Source organism: Bradyrhizobium sp., from assembly GCF_047605465.1.
Taxonomy (GTDB): Bacteria; Pseudomonadota; Alphaproteobacteria; order Rhizobiales; family Xanthobacteraceae; genus Bradyrhizobium.
Genome location: NZ_JASGFS010000034.1, coordinates 41,047 through 61,470, shown reverse-complemented (window position 1 = coordinate 61,470; position 20,424 = coordinate 41,047). Strand labels below are relative to the sequence as shown.

The 20,424-nt window shown below is 64.2% G+C and carries 21 protein-coding genes; 16 read left to right on the top strand and 5 right to left on the bottom strand.

Translation table 11 applies throughout. The features are described from left to right. Positions 1-17: 17 nt before the first annotated feature. The 6 genes from QM712_RS22940 (at position 18) to QM712_RS22915 (ending at position 4,957) form a co-directional block, all read left to right on the top strand. A complete protein-coding gene (locus QM712_RS22940) occupies positions 18-920 on the top strand; it encodes a branched-chain amino acid ABC transporter permease (protein ID WP_415025427.1) in 903 nt (300 codons plus the stop codon). Beyond that, entirely contained in the window at positions 917-1,936 is a 1,020-nt protein-coding gene (locus QM712_RS22935) for a branched-chain amino acid ABC transporter permease (RefSeq protein ID WP_415025419.1), read from the top strand. The genes QM712_RS22940 and QM712_RS22935 overlap by 4 nt, the downstream gene beginning before the upstream one ends. A gap of 2 nt (positions 1,937-1,938) precedes the next feature. Further along, positions 1,939-2,694, top strand: a complete 756-nt coding sequence (locus tag QM712_RS22930; RefSeq protein WP_415025418.1) for an ABC transporter ATP-binding protein — start codon at positions 1,939-1,941, stop codon at positions 2,692-2,694. Then, on the top strand, positions 2,691-3,404 hold the full coding sequence (locus QM712_RS22925; RefSeq protein WP_415025417.1) for an ABC transporter ATP-binding protein: 714 nt from the start codon (positions 2,691-2,693) through the stop codon (positions 3,402-3,404). Before QM712_RS22930 ends, QM712_RS22925 begins: the two co-directional genes overlap by 4 nt. Positions 3,405-3,607: 203 nt before the next feature. Beyond that, entirely contained in the window at positions 3,608-3,787 is a 180-nt protein-coding gene (locus QM712_RS22920; protein WP_415025416.1) for a hypothetical protein, read from the top strand. A 111-nt stretch (positions 3,788-3,898) separates the two neighbouring features. Further along, positions 3,899-4,957 (top strand): YeiH family protein, encoded by a 1,059-nt coding sequence (locus tag QM712_RS22915; protein ID WP_415025415.1) that lies wholly within the window; start codon positions 3,899-3,901, stop codon positions 4,955-4,957. A gap of 249 nt (positions 4,958-5,206) precedes the next feature. Here QM712_RS22915 and QM712_RS22910 read toward each other — a convergent pair whose 3' ends face one another. The 5 genes from QM712_RS22910 to QM712_RS22890 form a co-directional block, all read right to left on the bottom strand. Further along, the gene (locus QM712_RS22910; RefSeq protein WP_415025414.1) at positions 5,207-6,079 is read right to left on the bottom strand and encodes an ABC transporter ATP-binding protein; all 873 of its coding nucleotides are present in this window, start codon (positions 6,077-6,079) and stop codon (positions 5,207-5,209) included. After that, positions 6,076-6,978 carry an ABC transporter permease gene (locus QM712_RS22905; protein ID WP_415025413.1) on the bottom strand — a complete coding sequence of 301 codons (903 nt, stop codon included), beginning with the start codon at positions 6,976-6,978 and terminating at the stop codon, positions 6,076-6,078. Before QM712_RS22905 ends, QM712_RS22910 begins: the two co-directional genes overlap by 4 nt. Then, positions 6,975-8,396, bottom strand: coding sequence for an ABC transporter substrate-binding protein (locus tag QM712_RS22900; RefSeq protein ID WP_415025412.1), 1,422 nt, complete (start codon positions 8,394-8,396; stop codon positions 6,975-6,977). The genes QM712_RS22905 and QM712_RS22900 overlap by 4 nt, the downstream gene beginning before the upstream one ends. A gap of 179 nt (positions 8,397-8,575) precedes the next feature. Continuing rightward, positions 8,576-9,352: a Crp/Fnr family transcriptional regulator gene (locus QM712_RS22895; protein WP_415025411.1), complete on the bottom strand. Its 777-nt coding sequence runs from the start codon at positions 9,350-9,352 to the stop codon at positions 8,576-8,578. A 255-nt stretch (positions 9,353-9,607) separates the two neighbouring features. Then, positions 9,608-9,904 (bottom strand): gamma-butyrobetaine hydroxylase-like domain-containing protein, encoded by a 297-nt coding sequence (locus QM712_RS22890; RefSeq protein WP_415025410.1) that lies wholly within the window; start codon positions 9,902-9,904, stop codon positions 9,608-9,610. Positions 9,905-10,094: 190 nt separating this feature from the next. On the opposite strand from QM712_RS22890, the gene QM712_RS22885 reads away from it, so the two are divergent. The 10 genes from QM712_RS22885 to chvE all read left to right on the top strand — a co-directional run bounded on the left by QM712_RS22885 (position 10,095) and on the right by chvE (position 20,318). Beyond that, positions 10,095-10,868, top strand: a complete 774-nt coding sequence (locus QM712_RS22885; protein ID WP_415025409.1) for a ferredoxin--NADP reductase — start codon at positions 10,095-10,097, stop codon at positions 10,866-10,868. Between the two features lie 103 nt (positions 10,869-10,971). Next, entirely contained in the window at positions 10,972-12,714 is a 1,743-nt protein-coding gene (locus QM712_RS22880; protein ID WP_415025408.1) for a fumarate reductase/succinate dehydrogenase flavoprotein subunit, read from the top strand. A gap of 34 nt (positions 12,715-12,748) precedes the next feature. Continuing rightward, positions 12,749-12,982, top strand: coding sequence for a ferredoxin family protein (locus QM712_RS22875; protein WP_007593252.1), 234 nt, complete (start codon positions 12,749-12,751; stop codon positions 12,980-12,982). 2 nt (positions 12,983-12,984) lie between these two features. Further along, positions 12,985-13,962 (top strand): HEAT repeat domain-containing protein, encoded by a 978-nt coding sequence (locus QM712_RS22870; protein WP_415025407.1) that lies wholly within the window; start codon positions 12,985-12,987, stop codon positions 13,960-13,962. A 111-nt stretch (positions 13,963-14,073) separates the two neighbouring features. Continuing rightward, positions 14,074-15,246, top strand: a complete 1,173-nt coding sequence (locus tag QM712_RS22865) for a fumarylacetoacetate hydrolase family protein (RefSeq protein ID WP_415025406.1) — start codon at positions 14,074-14,076, stop codon at positions 15,244-15,246. Between the two features lie 273 nt (positions 15,247-15,519). Next, complete coding sequence (locus QM712_RS22860; protein WP_415025405.1) at positions 15,520-16,290, top strand: FadR/GntR family transcriptional regulator; 771 nt, start codon at positions 15,520-15,522, stop codon at positions 16,288-16,290. Next, positions 16,287-17,213 (top strand): Gfo/Idh/MocA family protein, encoded by a 927-nt coding sequence (locus QM712_RS22855; protein ID WP_415025404.1) that lies wholly within the window; start codon positions 16,287-16,289, stop codon positions 17,211-17,213. The genes QM712_RS22860 and QM712_RS22855 overlap by 4 nt, the downstream gene beginning before the upstream one ends. A gap of 2 nt (positions 17,214-17,215) precedes the next feature. Further along, a complete protein-coding gene (locus QM712_RS22850) occupies positions 17,216-18,295 on the top strand; it encodes an aldose epimerase family protein (RefSeq protein WP_415025403.1) in 1,080 nt (359 codons plus the stop codon). Then, on the top strand, positions 18,295-19,173 hold the full coding sequence (locus QM712_RS22845) for an SMP-30/gluconolactonase/LRE family protein (protein ID WP_415025402.1): 879 nt from the start codon (positions 18,295-18,297) through the stop codon (positions 19,171-19,173). Before QM712_RS22850 ends, QM712_RS22845 begins: the two co-directional genes overlap by 1 nt. A 71-nt stretch (positions 19,174-19,244) precedes the next feature. Further along, the gene (gene chvE / locus QM712_RS22840; RefSeq protein ID WP_415025401.1) at positions 19,245-20,318 is read left to right on the top strand and encodes a multiple monosaccharide ABC transporter substrate-binding protein; all 1,074 of its coding nucleotides are present in this window, start codon (positions 19,245-19,247) and stop codon (positions 20,316-20,318) included. Positions 20,319-20,424 lie beyond the last annotated feature (106 nt).

Genomic DNA, 20,424 nt, shown 5'->3' with positions numbered 1-20,424 from the left:
ACAATGAAAGAGCTCCCGTGGATCTCGCCGCGCTCACCGGCTGCCTCTCCAGTTCCGCCTGCCTGGTGACGCAGACCACCAGCGGCCTCATCATCGGCATGCTGCTGTTTTTGGTCGCGGTCGGGCTGACCCTGATCTTCGGCGTGCTCAAGATCGTCAATTTCAGCCACGGCGCGTTCTACATGTTCGGCGCCTATTTCGCGATGACGGCCTATCAGCTGACCGAGAGCTTCGCACTGGCGATGCTGGCGGGTGCTGCCGGCACCGCCATCCTTGGTCTGGTCTTCGAGCGCGTCTTCATGAGCCGCGTCTATGGCGCCGACGTGCTGATGCAGCTCCTCGTCTGCTACGCCTTCGTGCTGATCTTCGACGACGTCGTGCGGATCATCTGGGGACCGGAATTCAGGTCGATGGGCATGCCGGCGGCCTTCCAGGTGGCGCCGCTGTTCATCGCCGGTGGCGTGGTGCCGCCTTACTATCTGCTGCTGATCGGCGTCGCGCTTCTGGCCGCGATCGTGCTCGGCATCGGTCTGGCACGCACGCGGATCGGCAAGGTCGTCCGGGCCGCGGCGCTGAACCCGGGCATGGTCTCGGCGCTCGGCATCAACACCGGCCTGATCTATGGCGGCGTATTCGCGCTCGGCGGCATGCTGGCGGGCCTTGCCGGCGCGCTCGCGGCGCCCGTGCGCTCGCTGACTCCCGGCATGGGATTCTCGGTGCTGATCGAGTCCTTCATCGTCACCGTGATCGGCGGCATGGGCTCGATCCTGGGCGCGTTGATCGGAGCGCTGCTGCTCGGCCTGATCCGCTCCTTCGGCTCGCTCGGCTTTCCCTTGTTCACGGAGGGCTTGATGTATCTCTTCATGGTGATCGTGCTGGTCTCCAAGCCTACCGGCCTGTTCGGCAAGGAGGCGGCGTGACCGAGCTCGAGGCCGGGCGTGCCGGGAGGCTGGCGCGGGGACATGGCGGCGCGGCGGTGCAGCGCTATCGTGACGTGCTGATCGCGCTGATCGCGTTTGCCGTGCTGGCGAGCCTGCCGCTGTTGTCGGGCAGCAAGGCGCTGCTCGATTTCGTCATCCGCTGCTCGGCCTACGGCCTGTTCGCGACGTCGCTCAATCTGCTTGTCGGCTATACCGGGCTGACGTCGTTCGGCCACGGCATGTTCTTCGGCATCGGTGCCTACAGCTTCGGCCTGATCATGCAGCGGCTCGGCGTGCCGATTCCGGTGGCATTCGTTGCGACACTGGCCGTCACGGCGATCGTGGCGGCGCTGATCGGCGCGATCTGCGTAAGGCTGAAGGAAATCTACTTCGCTTTCGTGACGCTGGCGTTCCAGATGCTGATCCACTCGACCATCCTGTCGTGGGCCTCCTTCACCGGCGGCGATCAGGGATTGCGCGGCGGCATCCCGCGGCCGGCCTTCCTGGGCATCGATCTGTCGAACCACGTTCACTTGTACGTCGCGAGCTGCGCGTTGCTGATCCTCGGCCTGCTCGCGATGCGGCAGATCGCGCAATCGCCGTTCGGCTACACACTGCGCATGATCCGGGACAACGCCGCCCGCGCGAGTTTTCTCGGCATCGACGTCTGGCGCGCCAAGCTGACCGTCTTCGTGCTGGCGGCGCTGTTCGCGTCGATGGGCGGCATGGTGATGGCGCTGTTCGTGTCCGGCGCGTATCCGGAATTCGCCTACTGGACGATTTCGGGCGAGGGCATCTTCATCAACATGCTCGGCGGCGTCTCGACGTTCCTGGGGCCGATGGTCGGGACCGTGCTTCTGTTGCTGCTGAACGACACGGTGACGCGCTTCACCGAATATCACGGCATCGTGCTCGGCGTGGTCATCCTGTTCTTTGCGCTCGGCCTGCGCAAAGGCTTGCTCGATTTCGTCGCCGAATGGTTCGCGCACCGCCGCGATGCGGGCGAGGAGCGCTGACGATGCTCGAGATCCGGAACCTCGCGAAATCATTCGGCGGCGTGAAGGCGACCAACGACGTCTCGCTGGAATTCCCCGATGGGTCGCTCACTGCCGTGATCGGTCCCAACGGCGCGGGCAAGAGCACGTTCTTCAACCTGATCACCGGCGCGCTGAAGCCGGATTCCGGCCAGGTTCTGCTTGATGGCGTTGATCTCGCCGGATTTGCGCCGCCGGCGATCGTTCGCCACGGCATCGGCCGCGCCTTCCAGGTCGCGAGCATCTTCCGCTCGCTGACGGTGCAGGAGACCATGCTGGCCGCCGTCAGCGCCGACCAGCGCACAGCCGCGGTGCTGCACAAGCGCTTTCCGTTGCCGGAGACGCGCGAGCGCGCCGAGCACGTGATGGAGCTGCTGGGTCTTGCCGGCAAACGCCATCGCACGGCCGCGACATTGTCGCATGGCGACCAGAAGCTGCTCGACATCGCTCTGGCTCTGGTGCTCCAGCCGAAGGTGCTGCTGCTGGATGAACCGACCGCCGGCATGGGGCCGGAGGAGCGCTGGCGCATGATCGACAAGGTGCGCGAGCTCTGGGAAACGCAAAAGATCACCGTCGTCTTCATCGAGCACGACATGGACATCGTGTTCAAGATCGCGCCGAAGATCGTCGTGCTCTGCTACGGCCGCATTCTGGCAACCGGAACGCCCGACGAGATCCGCAGCAACAGCGCCGTGATCGACGCCTATCTGGGCACCGAGCATGCGGGAGCGGCGGCATGAGCGCAGTGGTCATCGAGGTCGCCGATCTCGAGGTCTATTACGGCACCAGCCAGATCCTGTTCGGGGTCGGCCTGTCGGTGCGGCAGGGTGAGACCATGGCGCTGCTGGGACGCAACGGCGCCGGCAAATCCACCACCATGAAGGCGATCATGGGACTGGCGCCGCCGCGACGGGGCAGGGTGAGCCTGCGCGGCGCCGTGATCTCCGGGCTCAAGCCGCACACGATCGCGCGTGCCGGTCTGGGCTTCGTGCCGGAGGACCGCCAGATATTTCCCGAGCATACGGTCGAGGACAATCTCGTCATCGGCAGGAAGCTCGGCCCGGAGGGCCAGGACGAATGGCCGATCACGCGCATCTATGAGGTGTTTCCGCTGCTCGAGCCGCTGCGCCATCGCATTGCCGGGCGCCTGTCGGGCGGGGAGCAGCAGATGCTCGCGATCGCGCGCACGCTGATGGGCAATCCGGCGTTGCTGCTTCTCGACGAACCGAGCGAGGGGCTCGCGCCGATCATCGTGCAACGAATCGGCGAACTGCTGCGGCAGCTGCGCCAACTCGGCTCGACCGTGCTGATCGCCGAGCAGAACATGCACTTTTGCCTGGGGCTGGCCAGCCACGCCACGGTGATCGACAAGGGTCAAATCGTCTATGCCGCCGATATCGACGCGCTGAAGGCCAATGACGCGATCCGGCGCCGTTATCTGGCGCTGTAGCTGTGGTCGCGGCTGCTCCCCGGGCCAAAAGAAGAAAACTATTGCCTCAGGTCTGCCCGACGGAAGGAGTTTCCCCTCCGAAGGGCAAAAAAGCCAATCGCTTCCATTGCCGTTTGCGGCCGAAACGACGACATTTCACCCAGAAATTGATGGATTGGTCGGCTATGGAACGCATCGGATTTGAACCCTTCGGAGAGCGCCTCGTGTCCGCGACGGACGCGCAGCCGCGGTCCCGTGCGTCAAAATATCTGCTGCGGGCCGGCACCGGGCTGTTCTGGTCGCTCGTTGCGGCGATCGTACTGGCGCGCGCCGCCTTCTTCGAGCCCGGCATCTATGACGGCTTCAGCCGCGTGGCTTCGCTCGCCAAGAGCCTGATCTTCTAACGGCGTTCTATTCCGGCTGGGGATAGAAATTCCCTCGGCCCTGCCATGTCGAAAACTTATTTCCCTATCGAGCGGCGCTGCGTATAAATCCTTCTCCTCTGGGAGAGATTTGTGTCGCAGAATCAAGCATCCAGCCAGGCCGACGCCAAGCCGACCACCGCCGCCAGCCGTATCGTCGCGCTGATTCCCGGGATTCTGCTCTGCATCGCCGTGGCCGGGGTTTCGGCCCTGCTGGAACATGCGGAACTCGGTGTCTTCGAGCATCCCTATGTCGAAGCGCTGGTGATGGCCATCCTGCTCGGCATGGCCCTGCGAAGCTTCTGGAAACCCGCGCCCCGCTGGCAGGCCGGCATCGCCTTCAGCGCCAAGCAACTCCTCGAAGTCGCGGTGATGCTGCTCGGCGCTTCCATCAGCTTCGCCGCGATCGCAGCGTCCGGCGTCGCTCTGTTGGCGTCGATCGCGGCCGTGGTCGTGGTTGCGCTGTGTGCCTCTTTCGGCCTCGGCCGCATGCTCGGCCTGTCGACGCGGTTGTCGATCCTGATCGCCTGCGGCAACTCGATCTGCGGCAACTCCGCCATCGCGGCGGTGGCGCCGATCATCGGCGCGAACAACGACGAGATCGCATCCTCCATCTCCTTCACGGCCATCCTCGGCGTGATGATGGTGCTGGGCCTGCCGCTCCTGATCCCGCTCCTGCAATTGTCGGCGACGCAATACGGCATCCTCGCGGGCCTCACCGTCTACGCGGTGCCGCAGGTCCTGGCGGCGACGGTGCCGGCCGGCCTCGTCAGTACGCAGATCGGTACGCTCGTGAAATTGATGCGCGTCCTGATGCTGGGGCCCGTCGTCGTCGGTCTGTCGCTGCTCGCCCCGCGCTGGCAGACCGGTGCCAAGAAGACCAATGTCGGCTTCTTCCGCCTCGTGCCTTGGTTCATCCTCGGCTTCCTCGCGCTCGCGACATTGCGCTCGCTGGAGATCGTGCCGGCGACAGTGGTCGGCCCGGTGACCAGGATCACCGGCTTTCTCACGGTGGTGTCGATGGCGGCGCTCGGTCTCGGCGTCGATGTGCGCGTGCTGGCGAATGTCGGAGGACGCGTGACGGCCGCGGTGACGCTGTCGCTGCTGCTCCTGCTCGGGATCAGCATCGCGCTGGTGCACTGGTTCAAGTGAGATTGAGCTGCCGCGGTTTACCCTCTCCCGCTGTGGAAGAAAGTGTCTCGCCGCGTGAGCGGCGAGACGGGTGAGGGGTGTCTATCCGCGTGTGACTCTCTTGATAAGTCAGCGCTGACAAGGACGCCTCATCCGGCGCCGTAGCCGATGCGAAGCGTCGGCGTTCTCAGGAACGGCAGCCAAGGGCCGCCTGTGCCACCCTTTGCCGCAGAAAGAGAAGATCGGGCCCAAAAGCAGGGCGCGGTCAGATCAAATCACATCCGCCAGCGAATGGCCGTGCAGGTCGATGTTCAGTCCCTGCATGCCCATGTCGTTGATCTCGCCGCCCATCGCCTTCAGGCTTTCCTCGCGGATCAGCGACATCAGTCCGCGGCGCAGCGCCAGGAATTCCGAGGACATCATCATCGACTGCTGCCGCGGCCGCTCCAGCGGAATCGGGATTTCCGCCTTGATCGAGCCCGGACGCGCCGTCATGCAGTAGACGCGGTCGGACAGGAAGATCGCCTCGTCGATGTCGTGGGTGACGAACAGGACCGAGATCTTCAGCCGTTGCCACATGTTGGTGAGGATCTGCTGCATGATGACACGGGTCTGCGCGTCGAGCGCGCCGAAGGGCTCGTCCAGCAGCAGCACCTTCGGTCCGGTGGCGAGCGCACGGACGATGCCGACACGCTGCTTCATGCCGCCCGAGAGCTTCTCCGGATAATGCTTTTCGAAGGCTTCCAGCCCGGCAAGCCCCAGCAACGTCCGTGCGGCGCGTTCGCGCTGGGAGCGCGGCATGCCGCGCATCTTCAGCCCGAATTCGACGTTCTCTCGCACCGTCTTCCACGGAAACAGCGAGTATTGCTGGAACACCATGCCGCGCTCGGCGCTGGGGCCGCTGACCCTTTCGCCGTCGACGGTGACGATGCCGGTGGTCGGCTTGAGGAAGCCTGCGACCGCATTGAGCAGCGTCGATTTTCCGCAGCCGGAGGGACCGACGATCGAGACGAACTCGCCGGGCTTCACATGGATCTGCGTGTCGGTGACGGCCTGGACCGGACCCTCGATGCTCTCATAGCTCAGGGAGAAGTTCCTGACCTCGATATGGCCCTTCGGCGGGCCGGCCGATATTTCGTTCATTTCGCGCTCCACGGCATCACCAATTGTCCCGCGCCCCTGATGAGCAGGCTCGATCCGAGACCGAGCACGCCGATCGCGATCATGCCGAGTGCGATATCCGGATACTGCACCAGCGAATAGGCTTCCCACGTGAAGTAGCCGATGCCGTACTGACCCGAGATCATCTCGGCGGCGATCAGCGACACCCAGGCCACGCCCATGCCGACCGTAAGGCCGGTGAAGATGTGCGGCAGGGAGGCGGGAAAATACACATCGCGGAAGATCGAGCGTTCCCGCGCGCCGAGGCATTGCGCGGCGCGCACCAGCACGGGGTCGACCAGCGACATGCCATGCAGCGTGTTGACCAGGATCGGGAAGAACGAGCCGAGGAAAGTGATGAAGACGATGCTCTGCTCGTTGGTCGGCCACAGCATGATCGCCATGGGCACCCAGGCGATCGCGGGGATCGGCCGCAGGACTTCCGCGACCGGGAAGATGATCTCATGAATCAGCTTGAAGCGGCCCATGATCAGGCCGAGCGGCACCCCGACGATCGCGGCCAGCGAGAAGCCGATGAAGATACGCCGGCAACTCAGGACGACATGCATCAGGAACTTGGGATCGTGGATCGCCTTGGTGAAGCTCGCATAGACCGCGAGCGGCGAGGGCACGTTGGTGAAGCGCACGAAGAACACGACACGATAGGTCGTGAGCAGGTGCCAGACCAGCAGGAACGCGAGCAGCGAAATGATGCCGATCGCAGTTGCGCGCAACCGGCTCCGGTTCAGTCGATACCAGCGCAGCGCGAGCGTGCCGAAGGACGGCGGGGCCGCTGGCGTGGTGACGGCGGGCACCGGGCCCGCCTCCGCAATTGCCGGCATGCTGTCCTCGGGATGTCGGAGGATGGCGGGGCTGCTCACGTCTTGCCTCCGCCGACGGCCGCCTTCACCGCGTCATCGAAGCCGAGCACCTTGCCGCTGATCTTGGCCGCATAGGCTTCGGCGTCCTTTTTCAACAGGAACGGGGCGACCTCTCCGTTGCCGACCGCGAAGAAGGCCTGGTCAGCGAACAGCTTGATGCCGCGGGTGCTGTCGAAGACATAGGCGACGTTGATCTTCTTGCCCTTGGCCTTGAAGTCGGCATAGGCACCGAGCGTGCAGGCCGCCGACGAGAACGGCAGGATGCCGGCGTCGTCGACCCAGACCTCGCCGGCCTTGCGCGGATCGGTGATCGGCTTCTTGCAGAAAGCGTCCTCACCCGAGATCTCGTAATTCTTCGTGCTGGCCAACTGCGCGTCGTAGTCGAGCTTCATCTCGGCGTAGGCCTTGCGGATGTAGCTGTCGTCGACCCATTTCTTCGGATCGAACTCCTTCATGCGGCCGAGATTCTGCAGAACCTTGACGTCGGTCGCGGCCGCGTCGATCAACGCGGGCTTGACCGTGGGATCGGTGGTCATGTTGCCGCTCGGGCCGAGGAAGATGTAGACGACTTCCTTGTTGATGCCGGTCCATTCCTGGATTTTCTCGGCGGCGAGCTTGGGGTCGTCGCGCAGCCACTGGTTGGCGGCGATCAGCGCCTTCATGTAGGCGACCACGACTTCCGGATATTTTTCGGCGAAGTCGGTGCGGACCACGATGCCGTGGAATGTCGGCAGATTGGTCTCGACGCCATCGAAGATCTTGCGCGCGAAGCCGCGGAACGGAAGCAACTCGGCGAAGGGAACGAAGTCGGCGTGCGCGTCGATCTTCTTCTCCTGGAGATTGGTCGAGCCGACCTCCGGGCTCTGGCTGACGAGCTGGAAGAAATCCGCGGGATAACCGCGATCCTGCATCGCCTTCAGTACCATTCCGTGCGCCGCGGAGCCGAACGGAACGCTGACGAGCTTGCCCTTGAGATCGGCGAGATCGTAGTAGGGCGAGTCCTTGTGGACGACGATGCCGTTGCCGGATCCGGACAGGCTGTAGGCGGCGATGCCGATCAGCCGGCTCTTGCTCTCGGGATTGCTGTCGAAGGTGAACCCATTCACGATCAGCGGATAGTCGCCCATCATGCCGATCTGTAGCTTGTTCGCCATCATCGCATTGGTGACGGGCGGACCGGAGGTGAAGTTCTGCCATTCCAGCTCGAACTTGATGTTGGCATACTTGCCGTCTTTCGGCAGGTATTTTTCGAGGAGATGAAGCTGACGGATGACGACGCCGGCGGTCACCGTGTTGGTCGTGGTGTCCTGCGTTCCGATTCCGAGGGTGACGGTTTCCGCCGAGGCCGGCTGCGCAACGAAGAGCGCAAGCGACGTCACCGACATCGCGATCGAGAGCGTGGGAAGATGGCGGACCATTCTCATCCTCATTCGGTTGGATGTGCTGTGGTTGCCATGATTGGGTGACGGCGCGGGCAGGGCAAATCCGGAGTGACCGCCGCAGTCGATTAGTTGCCGGGAAAAGCTGATTGCATACTCCTTGAGCAGTTCTGCACTATAAAGCCCCTTGCCTGTGCATGGGCGGTGGTCGCACATTCTCAGTCGGATGCGTGGCCGCGCATCTCCTCCAGCACGTCGGTTCGGCAGACGACGATCTGCGACCGCTTGGTCTGCACGATTCCCTTTTCCTGCATGCGCTTCAGGCTGATGGTGACCCACTGCCTGGTGGCGCCGACCATGTGGGCGATGTCGGCATGGGTGAAGGCTGCGGCAATCACCCGGCCGTCGGAATCCTCGACGCCGTAGAGTTCGACGAGATGCAGCAGGAGGTGCGCGAGGCGCTGCGTGATCGATCGCGTTCCCAGCATCTGCGCCAACGCCGAATAGCACTTGCCCTTGAAGGTGAGACCCTCGATCAATCCGATGGCGAGGTTCGGGATCTCCGCGGCAAGCGATCGCAGCTCCTTGCCGGGCAGGTGCACGACGCTGCAATTGCTGGATGCGACACCGGACCATTGATGCACGGTGCCTTCGAACACCTCCGGCCCGCCGACGAAATTGCCGACATGCCAGTAAGCGAGCGTGATCTCGCGTCCAAGCGGGGACGTGTAGAACACGCGGATACGGCCGCTCTCGATCAGCCAGATGCCGTCATGCTTGCCACCCTGGCTGAACAGGGTCTGTCCACGGTTGAGCACCTTGCGGCGGCCCTGCCTGAGCACCAGTTCCCGCTCGCGCTGACTGAGCTTGTCCATCAGCGGCGGTGGGCCTCCGATCCATTGCTGGTTCTCGGTGAGCAGCAACGAGGAGCTGCCGGCAGGCCGGATCGTTACGGGAACCGTCCCGCGCCCCGTATTTGCCGCCTGCAACATCATTCGCCTCCGGAACGTTGAAACCGTTCTAAAGAGGAGCAATGTCCGTGCCAGATGAGGGGGAACGGACGGCGGTTGGATGCGGGGGTGTGGCAGGTTGGCGCCGCTCACTCTGCGGTCATCGCCGGCGTAGTCGGGCGATCTCGTCTCCCAAAGACCGCAAGAGGATACGGAGGCGATGCGGCGTACTGGATTCTCCGCCTTCGCGGGGAATGACGGCGGGGTTTGCTGCTGCTGGGCCGATCGCGACTTTGCGCCCTAACGTCCCGCCAGGCTCATCAGGTACGGCTTCGGATAGATGCCCCGGTTGTGGCCATCCGAGAACGAGATGTTCAGCCCGTAGCCGAGATCACCGATCTCCGTGATCGCGATCCCCGGAAACCGCTCGGGAAAGCGGCCGTCGAAGCGGGCGCGCGTGCAGTGGGCGCATTTGCAGGAGAGGCGGAGTCGCTCCGCGGGTACGTTGAGCTGATCGCCAAGGGTGGTGCGGACCTGCAGCGTCGCGAGATCGGCGCTTGCTTCGTAGTTGGCCACTGTCGGTGCCACCAGGGTCATGCCTGCTTCTACGCGATCGCGGGCGAATGCGAATAGCAACTAATTGCCAAAGCAGTCGCGGTTGCGGTGCCTCCTCTTCGATCCCCGCCGGCCAAATGTGAAACTAATCGACCGGCAATTCCAGTTCCGCGTTGCCGGAATGCCGTCACTCCGAAACCTTGTGCGCGATCGAGGCATGGAGAGACGACGGATGAGCGCATTTCAGAAGGAAACGGTTTTGTCGGTCAGGCACTGGACCGAGTCCCTGTTCAGCTTCACCGCGACGCGCGATCCCGGCTTTCGTTTCCAGAGCGGCCAGTTCGCGATGATCGGGCTGGAGGTGGAAGGCAGGCCGTTGATGCGGGCTTACAGCATGGCCAGCGCCAATCACGAGGAGGCGCTCGAGTTCTTCTCGATCAAGGTACAGGACGGCCCGCTGACGTCGCGACTGCAGAAGATCAGGGAAGGCGACATCATCCTGGTCGGCCGCAAGGCAACGGGCACCCTGATCACCGGCAACCTTGTTCCCGGCAAGCGCCTCCTGCTGCTTTCGACCGGCACGGGCCTGGCGCCTTTCGCCAGCCTGATCAAGGATCCCGACGTCTACGAGAATTACGAGACCATCGTGCTCGCCCATGGCTGCCGGCAGGTCTCCGAGCTCGCTTACGGCGAACATCTCGTCGATGGCCTGCGCAACCACGAATTCTTCGGGCCGCTGATCCGCGACAAGCTCGTCTACTACCCGACCGTGACCCGCGAGCCTTTCAGGAACCGCGGCCGTATCACGGACCTGATCGCCTCGAACCAGCTGTTCGACGACATCGAACAGCCCGGCCTCGATATCGAGACGGATCGCATCATGCTGTGCGGCAGCCCTGGGATGCTCGAGGAACTGCACGCGATGTTTTCCGCGCGTGGCTTCGTCGAGGGCAATCACAGCCGGCCCGGCCATTTCGTGATCGAGAAGGCCTTCGTCGAGCGCTGAGATCAAATCGCGTCCCGGCGACAACTAATTGCTATCGCCGGAAGGCCAATTCAACAAGTCTGATGCAAAGGCGCCGGACCTGCCGGCGAACCAGGAGCAAGCGATGGCACTAGATCAGATCGTCGACGGACTTTCGGAGGTTTCCTGCGATGTGCTGGTCATCGGCGGCGGCACCGCCGGACCGATGGCGGCGCTGAAGGCGAAACTCAGGAATCCGAAGGCCAACGTCGTCCTGCTCGAAAAGGCCAACGTCAAGCGCTCCGGCGCGATCTCGATGGGCATGGACGGCTTGAACAACGCCGTCATCCCGGGCTATGCGACGCCGGAGCAGTACACCAAGGAAATCACCATCGCCAACGACGGCATCGTCGACCAGAAGGCGGTCTATAAATACGCACAGAACTGCTACAAGATCATCGAGGAGCTCGATAGCTTCGGCATCCGCTTCCTCAAGAACGAAAACGGCGACTACGCCGTCAAGAAGGTGCATCACATCGGCACCTATGTGCTGCCGATGCCGAACGGCGAGACCGTGAAGAAGGCGCTCTACCGCCAACTGCGCCGCGCCCGCATCCTGATCTCCAACCGCTACATGGCGACGCGGCTCCTCAAATCCGCCGACGGCCGCATCGCCGGCGCAATCTCCGTCAACACCCGCACTGCCGAGATGCTGGTCATCAAGGCCAAGGCCGTGATCCTGTGCATGGGCGCGGCCGGCCGGCTTGGTCTGCCGACCTCCGGCTACATGTTCGGCACCTACGAGAATGCGGCGAATTCCGGTGACGGCTATGCCATGGCCTATCATGCGGGCGCGGCGCTGGCGAACCTCGAATGCTACCAGATCAACCCGCTGATCAAGGACTACAACGGCCCGGCCTGCGCCTATGTCGCCGGTCCCTTCGGCGCCTTCACGGCGAACAACGAGGGCTCGCGCTTCATCGAATGCGACTACTGGTCCGGCCAGATGATGCTCGAGTTCTACAACGAGCTTCTGTCCGGCAAGGGGCCGGTGTTCCTCCAGCTCAAGCATCTCCACCCCGAGACCATCTCGGAGATCGAGTCCACGCTGCACAAGGTGGAGCGTCCCACGCGCGGGCTGTTCCAGCAGGGGCGCGGGGTCGACTATCGCAGCGAGTCGATCGAGATGCATATCTCCGAGATCGGACTCTGCTCCGGTCACAGCGCCTCCGGTGTGTTCGTCGACGACAATGCGCGCACGACCGTGCCCGGCCTCTACGCCGCCGGGGACATGGCGAGCGTGCCGCACAACTACATGCTGGGTGCGTTCACGAACGGCTCGGTGGCCGGCATCGACGCAATGGAGTTCGCAGATAGCCACGATTTCGCCGAATTCGACGCAGCCGAGGTCGCCAGGGAGCGTGACCGCGTGATGGCGCCGACCAGGCGCGAGGACGGCATCCCGCCGAACCAGGTCGAGTACAAGACCCGCCGTCTCGTCAACGACTATCTCCAGCCGCCCAAGGTCACCCGCAAATACGAGCTCGGCATGCGACGCCTCGCGGAAGTTCGCGAGGACATGCAGGAGCACATGATCGCGCGCAATTCGCACGAGCTGCTGCGCGCGCTCGAGGTGCAGTCGATCATGGACTGCGCCGACATGGCCGCGCACGCCTCGCTCTACCGCGAGGAGAGCCGCTGGGGTCTGTACCACTGGCGCACGGATTTTCCGGAGAAGGACAACGAGAACTGGTTCTGCCACACGCTGCTGAGCAAACAGAACGGCAAGATGACCAGCGAGAAGCGCGCGGTCGAGCCCTATGTCGTGCCGATCGCAGACGACGAGAAGGACCTCTACGACAAGCAGCGCATCCGCGCCACCGCCTGATCCACCGCCAAACGCAAGCAACAGGAGACCAACGATGCCTCTCGCTTCCTATCAGACATCGGTTCCGGTGGTCGTCGACGACGCCAAATGCATCGCGGACAAGGGCTGCACCGTCTGCGTCGACGTCTGCCCGCTCGACGTGCTCCGCATCAGCGACATGACCAACAAGGCGTACATGGCCTATGACGAGTGCTGGTACTGCATGCCCTGCGAGGCGGACTGTCCGACCGGCGCGGTCACCGTCAACATTCCCTATCTGCTGAGGTAGTCATGTCGAGCCCGTTCGAGTCCTATGACGACCTCGAAGACGCCGACGAGCGGCTCCAGGCCGCCGATCCCGCCGAGCGCCGCGTCGCCATCATCGCGCTCGGTCATTCCGGCGATCCCGCCGCGGTCGGCCACCTCGCCAACATGGTGTCCGATCCCGATGCCGGCGTGCGGCAGCAGGTCGCGATGGCGCTCGGCGAGTTCGACGGTCCGGAAGCCGCGACCGCACTGGTGAAGCTGCTGGTCGATCCGGAGCGCATCGTCGCTGCGGCCGCAGCCGACAGCATGGCCGAGTTCAAGGATCCGGCCTGTGCGGACGTCATCCTGCCGCTGGTCAAGCACGCTCATGCTTTCGTCCGCATGGGCGCGCTGCGTGCGCTGAAGGAGCTGCGCCGCAAGGATACGCTGAAGCCGGCGCTGGAAGCCCTCCAGGATCCCGATGCCGCCGTACGCGTGCAGGCGATCGGCGTGATCGGCTTCCTCAAGCTGGAAGAATCCATTCCGGCGCTGACCGCGCTGATCGGCGATCCCGACGCTCATGTCCGCCGCGCGGCCGTCAGCGCACTGGCGTTCTCGCAGATGAAGCCCGCGGCCGAGACGATCACGCGCGCGCTCAGGGATGCCGACTGGATGGTGCGCGAGATGGCGGCAGAGACGCTCGGCCTCAACGTCAACGGCTCGCTCGCCGCCGAGCAACTCGTCGGCTCGCTCGCCGACGACTTCTGGCAGGTGCGTCTGAAGGCGATCCGCAGCCTCGGCAAGATGAAGATCGAGCGCGCTGTGCGCCCGATCGGCAATTGCATCAATCACGATCAGGCCAATCTGCGCAAGGAAGCCGCCGCTGCGCTTGGCGAGATCGCCCATCCCGATGGCGAGGCGTTTCTGGCCGTCATCGCCGACGATCTGGACCCCGACGTGCGCAAGAACGCGCGGTGGGCGCTGCAGCAGATCGCGGCACGAAAGGCGCGGGCGGGGGCTTAACCGCGCGGCGCGGTGCCGCTCTGGACTTCCCCTGCCAGACGTTTATTGGTCTTCGCCAATGTGATCGGCCGCCGGGATGCGGCCGATCCGAAAAACAGCGAGGGCGCGGCCATGACGACACTGACTGTTCGGGACCTTCTCCCCGAGGACGGAACGAAGGGGACGCTGGCCGGCCGCGTCTGGCTGCCGCAGGTGAACGGTCCTGCTGTCGTTGCGGTGCGTGGCGATGGCGTCTTCGACGTCACGGCGACATTTCCGACCATCAGCGCGCTCTGCGAGGAGAATGATCCGGCCAAGGCGCTGGCGGCCGCCAGGGGCGAGTGCATCGGCGACCTCGAAGCCATCGTCGCCAACACCCCGCCGGACCGTCGCGACCCGAAAAAGCCGTGGCTGCTCGCGCCGGTCGATCTCCAGACCCTGAAGGCCGCCGGCGTTACCTTCGCCATCTCGATGCTGGAGCGCGTGATCGAGGAGCGGGCAAAGGGCAATCCCGCTTCGGCCGAGGCCATCCGGAAGGAAGTGACGCGGCTGATCGGCGACGATCTGTCGAAGCTCAAGCCGGGCTCGGACCAGGCGATGCACCTGAAGCGGGTGCTGATCGACCAGAATGCCTGGAGCCAGTATCTGGAAGTCGGCATCGGTCCGGACGCCGAGGTCTTCACCAAGGCGCCGACCCTGTCCTCGGTCGGCACCGGCATGGATGCCGGCCTTCATCCGAAATCGACCTGGAATAATCCCGAGCCCGAACTCGTGCTGTTCGTCTCGAGCCGCGGCAAGATCGTCGGCGGCGCGCTTGGCAACGACGTGAACCTGCGCGACTTCGAAGGCCGCTCGGCGCTGTTGCTGTCGAAAGCCAAGGACAACAACGCCTCGTGCTCGATCGGCCCGCTGCTGCGGCTGTTCGACGACAGCTTCTCGCTCGACGATGCGCGCAAGCTGGACATCAGCCTCAACGTGAAGGGTGCGGACGGTTTCGTGCTCGACGGTCATTCCTCGATCAGCAAGATCAGCCGCGATCCGACCGATCTCGTCGAGCAGACCATCGGCAAGGTGCATCAGTACCCGGATGGCTTCGTGCTGTTTCTCGGCACGATGTTCGCGCCGGTCAAGGATCGCGATGCGCCGGGGCAGGGGTTCACCCACAAGCGCGACGACATCGTCACGATCTCGGCGCCGCAACTCGGCAAGCTCGTCAACCGCATGCGCACCAGTGACGAGTGCGAGCCGTGGACCTTCGGGATCGGCGCGCTGATGAAGAATCTTTCTCAGCGGAAGCTGCTCTAGGCCCCATCGCATCCCAGACCGGCCGAACATTCCGGCCGGTCTGCACGCGTCCATATCTCTTCATCTTCGCGTTGCGGAGCTGGAACAAAATCGCGCAGCGCGTGTCATAGGACAGTCGCCCGGCAGGTCTCAGCGGCGGCCACTAAAAGTCAGATAATATGACTAGTAAGTCCGCCGCTCCCATGAAATAGTACCTCAAAATGCCCGAACGGGCGGCGCGTAGGTGCCATCATACCGAGATGGCGCTCGCTGGCATTCTGGGAGAGGCGCTTCATGACGTCGCGCATCGTGGTCATTCCGACCAAACGGGCGCATTCCAATCACGCGGAAGTCGCGCGCTCGATCGGCGTCGACATTATCGCCGGCCGTCACGCGGAAGGCGCGCGGTTACCGGGCGACGCAGAGCTGACGGCGACGTTCGGCGTGTCGCGTCCTGTGTTGCGGGAGAGCGTGAAGACGCTGGTCGCCAAGGGGCTGCTCACCACCAAAGCGCGGGTCGGCACCGTCGTGCGCGAGCGCGGCGCCTGGAACATGTTCGATGCCGATGTGCTCGCCTGGCATCTGGACGCCGGCATCGACAAGCGCTTTCTCAACGATCTCGCCGAAATCCGCCTCGCGGTCGAGCCGCGGGCGGCTGTGCTCGCGGCTTCGCGGCGGACGGAAGAAGACGTTGCCGAACTTCGCCGCAGCATGGAGCACATGCGGCTCGAAGCTTCCAATTCGGCCGGCTTTGCCGACGCGGACCTCGCGCTTCATGTCGCCGTGGCCCGGGCATCCGGCAATCTGTTCATGCGCTCGATCGGTCACGTCATCGAGGCGGCCCTGCGCACGTCGTTTCTGCTGAGCGCGCCGGTCGAACCGGCTGACCGCGACACCGTGTTGCTCTGGCACCAGAAGATCGTCGATGCGATCGCGGCCGGCGATGCCGAAGCAGCTTCGGGTGCGATGGTCTACGTCATCCACAACGGCATGCGCCGCCATGAGGGCACGGTGATCGAGACCGCGACGGCCGAGGCGTCCGTTGAGACGGGAGGGGCGGCGTGACCGAGCTTCGCATCGCCATCGTCGGTTTCGGCAAGATCGCACGCGACCAGCATGTCGGCGCGATCGCCGCGACGCCGGGTGCGACTCTGGCGGCGGTTGCGAGCCGCAACGCCTCGCTGCCGGGATTGCCGCACTTCGAGTCCATCGAGGATCTCCTGGAGAAGGGACCGCCGATCGATGCGGTGTCGCTCTGCACGCCGCCGCAGGTGCGGCGCGCGCAGGCGGCCGCAGCGCTCGCTGCCGGCAAGCACGTCATGCTGGAGAAGCCGCCCGGCACCGGTGTCGCCGAACTCGATCCGCTGGTCGCGATGGCGGCGGATATGAAGCGGACGCTGTTTGCGACATGGCATTCACGCTACGCATCGGCGGTCGAGCCGGCGCGCGCGTGGCTCGCCGCGCGCCGCATCGTCTCCGTGCATATCAACTGGAAGGAAGACGTCCGCGTCTGGCATCCCGGGCAGGCGTGGATATGGGAGCCGGGCGGGCTCGGCGTGTTCGATCCCGGCATCAACGCGCTCTCGATCCTGACCCGCATCCTGCCGAAGCCGGTCTTCGTCACCTCGGCCGAACTCGCTTTTCCGTCCAACTGTCAGGCGCCGATTGCGGCGGACCTGACCCTCTCCGACATTGACGGCCTGCCTGTGACTGCGACGTTCGATTTCCGTCAGACCGGCCCGCAGAGCTGGGACATCGTCGTCGAAAGCGACCGGGGCCGGATGACGTTGTCGCGTGGCGGCAGGCGCATGGCCATCGACGACGAGGCCGTTGCCGAGGCGCCGGACGAGGAATATCGCGAACTGTACCGGCGCTTCGTCGAACTCGCCGCGACCGGTGCCAGCGACGTCGATCTGGCGCCGCTTCGTCTCGTTGCCGATGCATTCCTGCTCGGCAGGCGCAACGTCGTCGAACCATTTGTGGATTGAACATGGCTGGTTCCAGAAGACTGGAAAAAGACCTCTTCGGAACGCTGCCGGATGGCCGTGACGTCGAGCGCATCGTGCTCTGCGGCGAGGGCGGGTTCGAAGCGCGTATCATCACCCATGGCGCGGTGCTGCAGGCTTTGATCGCGCCGGACGCGAAGGGGAGCTGCGACGATATCGTGCTGGGACACGATGCGTTCGCCGGCTATCTCGCCGAACGAAAGTTCTTCGGGGCCACGGTCGGCCGCTACGCCAATCGCATCGCCGGGGGACGGTTCTCTCTCGACGGCGAAACGGTGCAGCTTCCCGTCAACAACGGCCCGAATGCGCTGCATGGCGGGCTGGACGGGTTCGACCGCAAGCTCTGGGACATTGCCGAACTGCACGGTGGTGCGGAGCCCGGCGTCACGCTCTCCTATGTCAGCCCGCATGGCGAAGAGAACTATCCCGGCCGGCTCGATGTGCGCCTCACCTACCGTGTCACCGGCCAGGCCGAACTCTCGCTCACCATGGAGGCGCGGACCGATCGTCCGACCATCGTCAATCTGACCAACCACAGCTTCTTCAATCTCGAAGGCGCGACATCGGGTAGGTCCATTCTCGACCATCGCCTGATGGTCGCCGCCGCGCATTTCCTGGCCATCGATCCGACCGCCATTCCGCTATCCGAACCGCCGCGCGCGATCGCCGGCACGCCGTTCGATTTTCGCGAGGCCCGGCCGGTGGGCGAACGAATCCGCGAGAGCGATCAGCAATTGCGCAACGGCAAGGGCTACGATCACACCTATTGCCTCGCGGGCGACGGCAAGCTTCATCTTGCCGCGCGGCTGGAGGCGCCGATCTCGGGGCGGATCATGGAGCTCCTGACCGATCAACCCGGCCTTCAGGTCTATTCCGGCAACTATCTCGACGGCACGATCTCGGGCAAGGGCGGCAAGCTGTACCGGCAGTCGGATGCCATCTGCCTCGAGCCGCACATCTGGCCGGACGCGCCGAACCGTCCTGATTTTCCGAGCCCGCGCCTGGATCCCGGCGAAGCCTATCGGCATCACACCGTCTATCGGTTCGCAGCGAGGAGGCCATGATGGAAGAGGTGCCGATTTCGGTGCTCTCCGCCGAGCATTGCCATCTCGGCGAAGGGCCGACCTATGACGTGACGACCGATACCGCCTGGTGGTTCGACATCCGCGAAGGACGGCTGTTCGAAGCGAAGCTCGGCGGCGGCGGCATCCGCACCCACGCGCTCGGCCGGATGGCGAGCGCGCTCGGGCGCATCGATGCCGATCGACAGTTGATCGTCGCGGATGATGGTCTCTACATCCGCCGGCTCGCCGACGGCGCGATGACGCTGTTCCAGCCGCTCGAAGCCGACAATCCTGGCAACCGTTCCAACGATGCCCGAGTGCATCAGTCCGGCACGTTCTGGATCGGGACCATGGGCCGCAAGGCCGAACCCGGCGCCGGCGCGATCTATGCGCTGCATCGGGGCAAGATCTCGACGCTGTTCACCCGCATCAGCATTCCCAATTCGATCTGCTTCTCGCCGGATGGCGCCATCGGCTATTTCGCGGACACCCCGCGCAACGTGCTCTACGCGGTCCCGCTCAACCCCGCGACCGGCTTGCCGCGCGGCGAGCCGGAAGTGCTGTTGCGCCACACCGGCATCGGCGGCCTCGATGGCTCCGTGGTCGATGCCGACGGGCTGATCTGGAATGCTTGCTGGGGCGCGAGCCGCATCGATATCTACAGTCCGCTGGGCGAGCGGCTGCGCTCGCTGCGCGTGCCGGCACGACAGGCGAGCTGTCCGGCTTTCGTCGGCTCCGATTTGTCACGGCTCCTCGTCACCTCGGCCTGGCAGGGCATGGATGATGCGGCGCGTGCCGCGGATCCGCAGGCCGGCTGCACCTTCCTGCTTGAAGCTTCCGCGCGCGGCCGCGCGGAGCCAGACGTCAAGCTCGCATAGGAGATCGCGGAACGGCACACACGAGCGTTCTCGAACGAAACGAAAAAATACCGCACCCAAGGGAGTGAAACATGCTGAGACTGAAGACGACGTTCCTCGCGCTGGCGCTGGCCGGTGCCGCGACGATGGCTTCGGCCGTGATCGCCGACGCTCAGGAAAAGGCGACGATCGGCATCGCCATGCCGACCAAATCCTCCGCGCGCTGGATCGACGACGGCAACAACATGGTCAAGGTGCTGAAGGACCGCGGCTACAACACCGACCTGCAATACGCCGAGGATGATATCCCGAACCAGCTTTCGCAGGTTGAGAACATGGTGACCAAGGGCGCCAAGGCGCTGGTGATCGCCGCGATCGACGGCACCACGCTCTCTGATGTGCTCAAGCAGGCCAAGGCCAAGGGCATCATCGTGATCGCCTATGATCGCCTCATCCGCGGCACGCCGAACGTCGATTACTACGCGACCTTCGACAATTTCCAGGTCGGCGTGCTGCAGGCGCAGTCGATCGAGAAGGGACTTGGGCTGAAGGACGGCAAGGGCCCCTTCAACATCGAGCTGTTCGGGGGCTCGCCCGACGACAACAATGCCTACTTCTTCTACAACGGCGCGATGAGCGTGCTGAAGCCCTACATCGACAGCGGCAAGCTCGTCGTGGTGTCCGGGCAGATGGGCATGGACAAGGTCGCCACCTTGCGCTGGGACGGCGCCACCGCGCAGGCCCGCATGGACAATCTGCTGAGTGCCTATTACGGCAACAAGAAGCTGAACGCCGTGCTGTCGCCCTATGACGGTCTCTCGATCGGCATCATCTCCTCGCTCAAGGGGGTCGGCTACGGCAGCGCGGATCAGCCGATGCCGATCATCAGCGGCCAGGACGCCGAAGTGCCCTCGATCAAGGCGATGCTGCGCGGCGATCAGTACTCGACCATCTTCAAGGACACCCGCGACCTCGCCAAGGTGACCGCCGACATGGTCGATGCGGCGCTCGCCGGCAAGGAAGTCACCGTCAACGACAGCAAGACCTACGAGAACGGCGTCAAGACCGTGCCGTCCTACCTGCTCAAGCCCGTCGTGGTCTACAAGGACAATTGGGAGAAGCTTCTGGTCGACAGCAACTATTACAAGAAGTCGCAGTTTCAGTAGGAGTGACGACCCCGTCATTCCGGGCGATGCATAGCGTCGAACCATGGTGCGCCCTCGCGCACATGGGAGTCTCGAGGTTCCGGGTTCGCCCTTCGGGCGTCCCGGA

Coding starts and splice junctions, on each gene's coding strand:
- QM712_RS22910 (WP_415025414.1), bottom strand. CDS start 6,079: ATGAACGAAATATCGGCCGGCCCGCCGAAGGGCCATATCGAGGTCAGG.
- QM712_RS22845 (WP_415025402.1), top strand. CDS start 18,295: ATGGAAGAGGTGCCGATTTCGGTGCTCTCCGCCGAGCATTGCCATCTC.
- QM712_RS22865 (WP_415025406.1), top strand. CDS start 14,074: ATGACGACACTGACTGTTCGGGACCTTCTCCCCGAGGACGGAACGAAG.
- QM712_RS22860 (WP_415025405.1), top strand. CDS start 15,520: ATGACGTCGCGCATCGTGGTCATTCCGACCAAACGGGCGCATTCCAAT.
- QM712_RS22850 (WP_415025403.1), top strand. CDS start 17,216: ATGGCTGGTTCCAGAAGACTGGAAAAAGACCTCTTCGGAACGCTGCCG.
- QM712_RS22880 (WP_415025408.1), top strand. CDS start 10,972: ATGGCACTAGATCAGATCGTCGACGGACTTTCGGAGGTTTCCTGCGAT.
- QM712_RS22890 (WP_415025410.1), bottom strand. CDS start 9,904: ATGACCCTGGTGGCACCGACAGTGGCCAACTACGAAGCAAGCGCCGAT.
- QM712_RS22900 (WP_415025412.1), bottom strand. CDS start 8,396: ATGGTCCGCCATCTTCCCACGCTCTCGATCGCGATGTCGGTGACGTCG.
- chvE (WP_415025401.1), top strand. CDS start 19,245: ATGCTGAGACTGAAGACGACGTTCCTCGCGCTGGCGCTGGCCGGTGCC.
- QM712_RS22875 (WP_007593252.1), top strand. CDS start 12,749: ATGCCTCTCGCTTCCTATCAGACATCGGTTCCGGTGGTCGTCGACGAC.
- QM712_RS22870 (WP_415025407.1), top strand. CDS start 12,985: ATGTCGAGCCCGTTCGAGTCCTATGACGACCTCGAAGACGCCGACGAG.
- QM712_RS22885 (WP_415025409.1), top strand. CDS start 10,095: ATGAGCGCATTTCAGAAGGAAACGGTTTTGTCGGTCAGGCACTGGACC.
- QM712_RS22895 (WP_415025411.1), bottom strand. CDS start 9,352: ATGATGTTGCAGGCGGCAAATACGGGGCGCGGGACGGTTCCCGTAACG.
- QM712_RS22925 (WP_415025417.1), top strand. CDS start 2,691: ATGAGCGCAGTGGTCATCGAGGTCGCCGATCTCGAGGTCTATTACGGC.
- QM712_RS22930 (WP_415025418.1), top strand. CDS start 1,939: ATGCTCGAGATCCGGAACCTCGCGAAATCATTCGGCGGCGTGAAGGCG.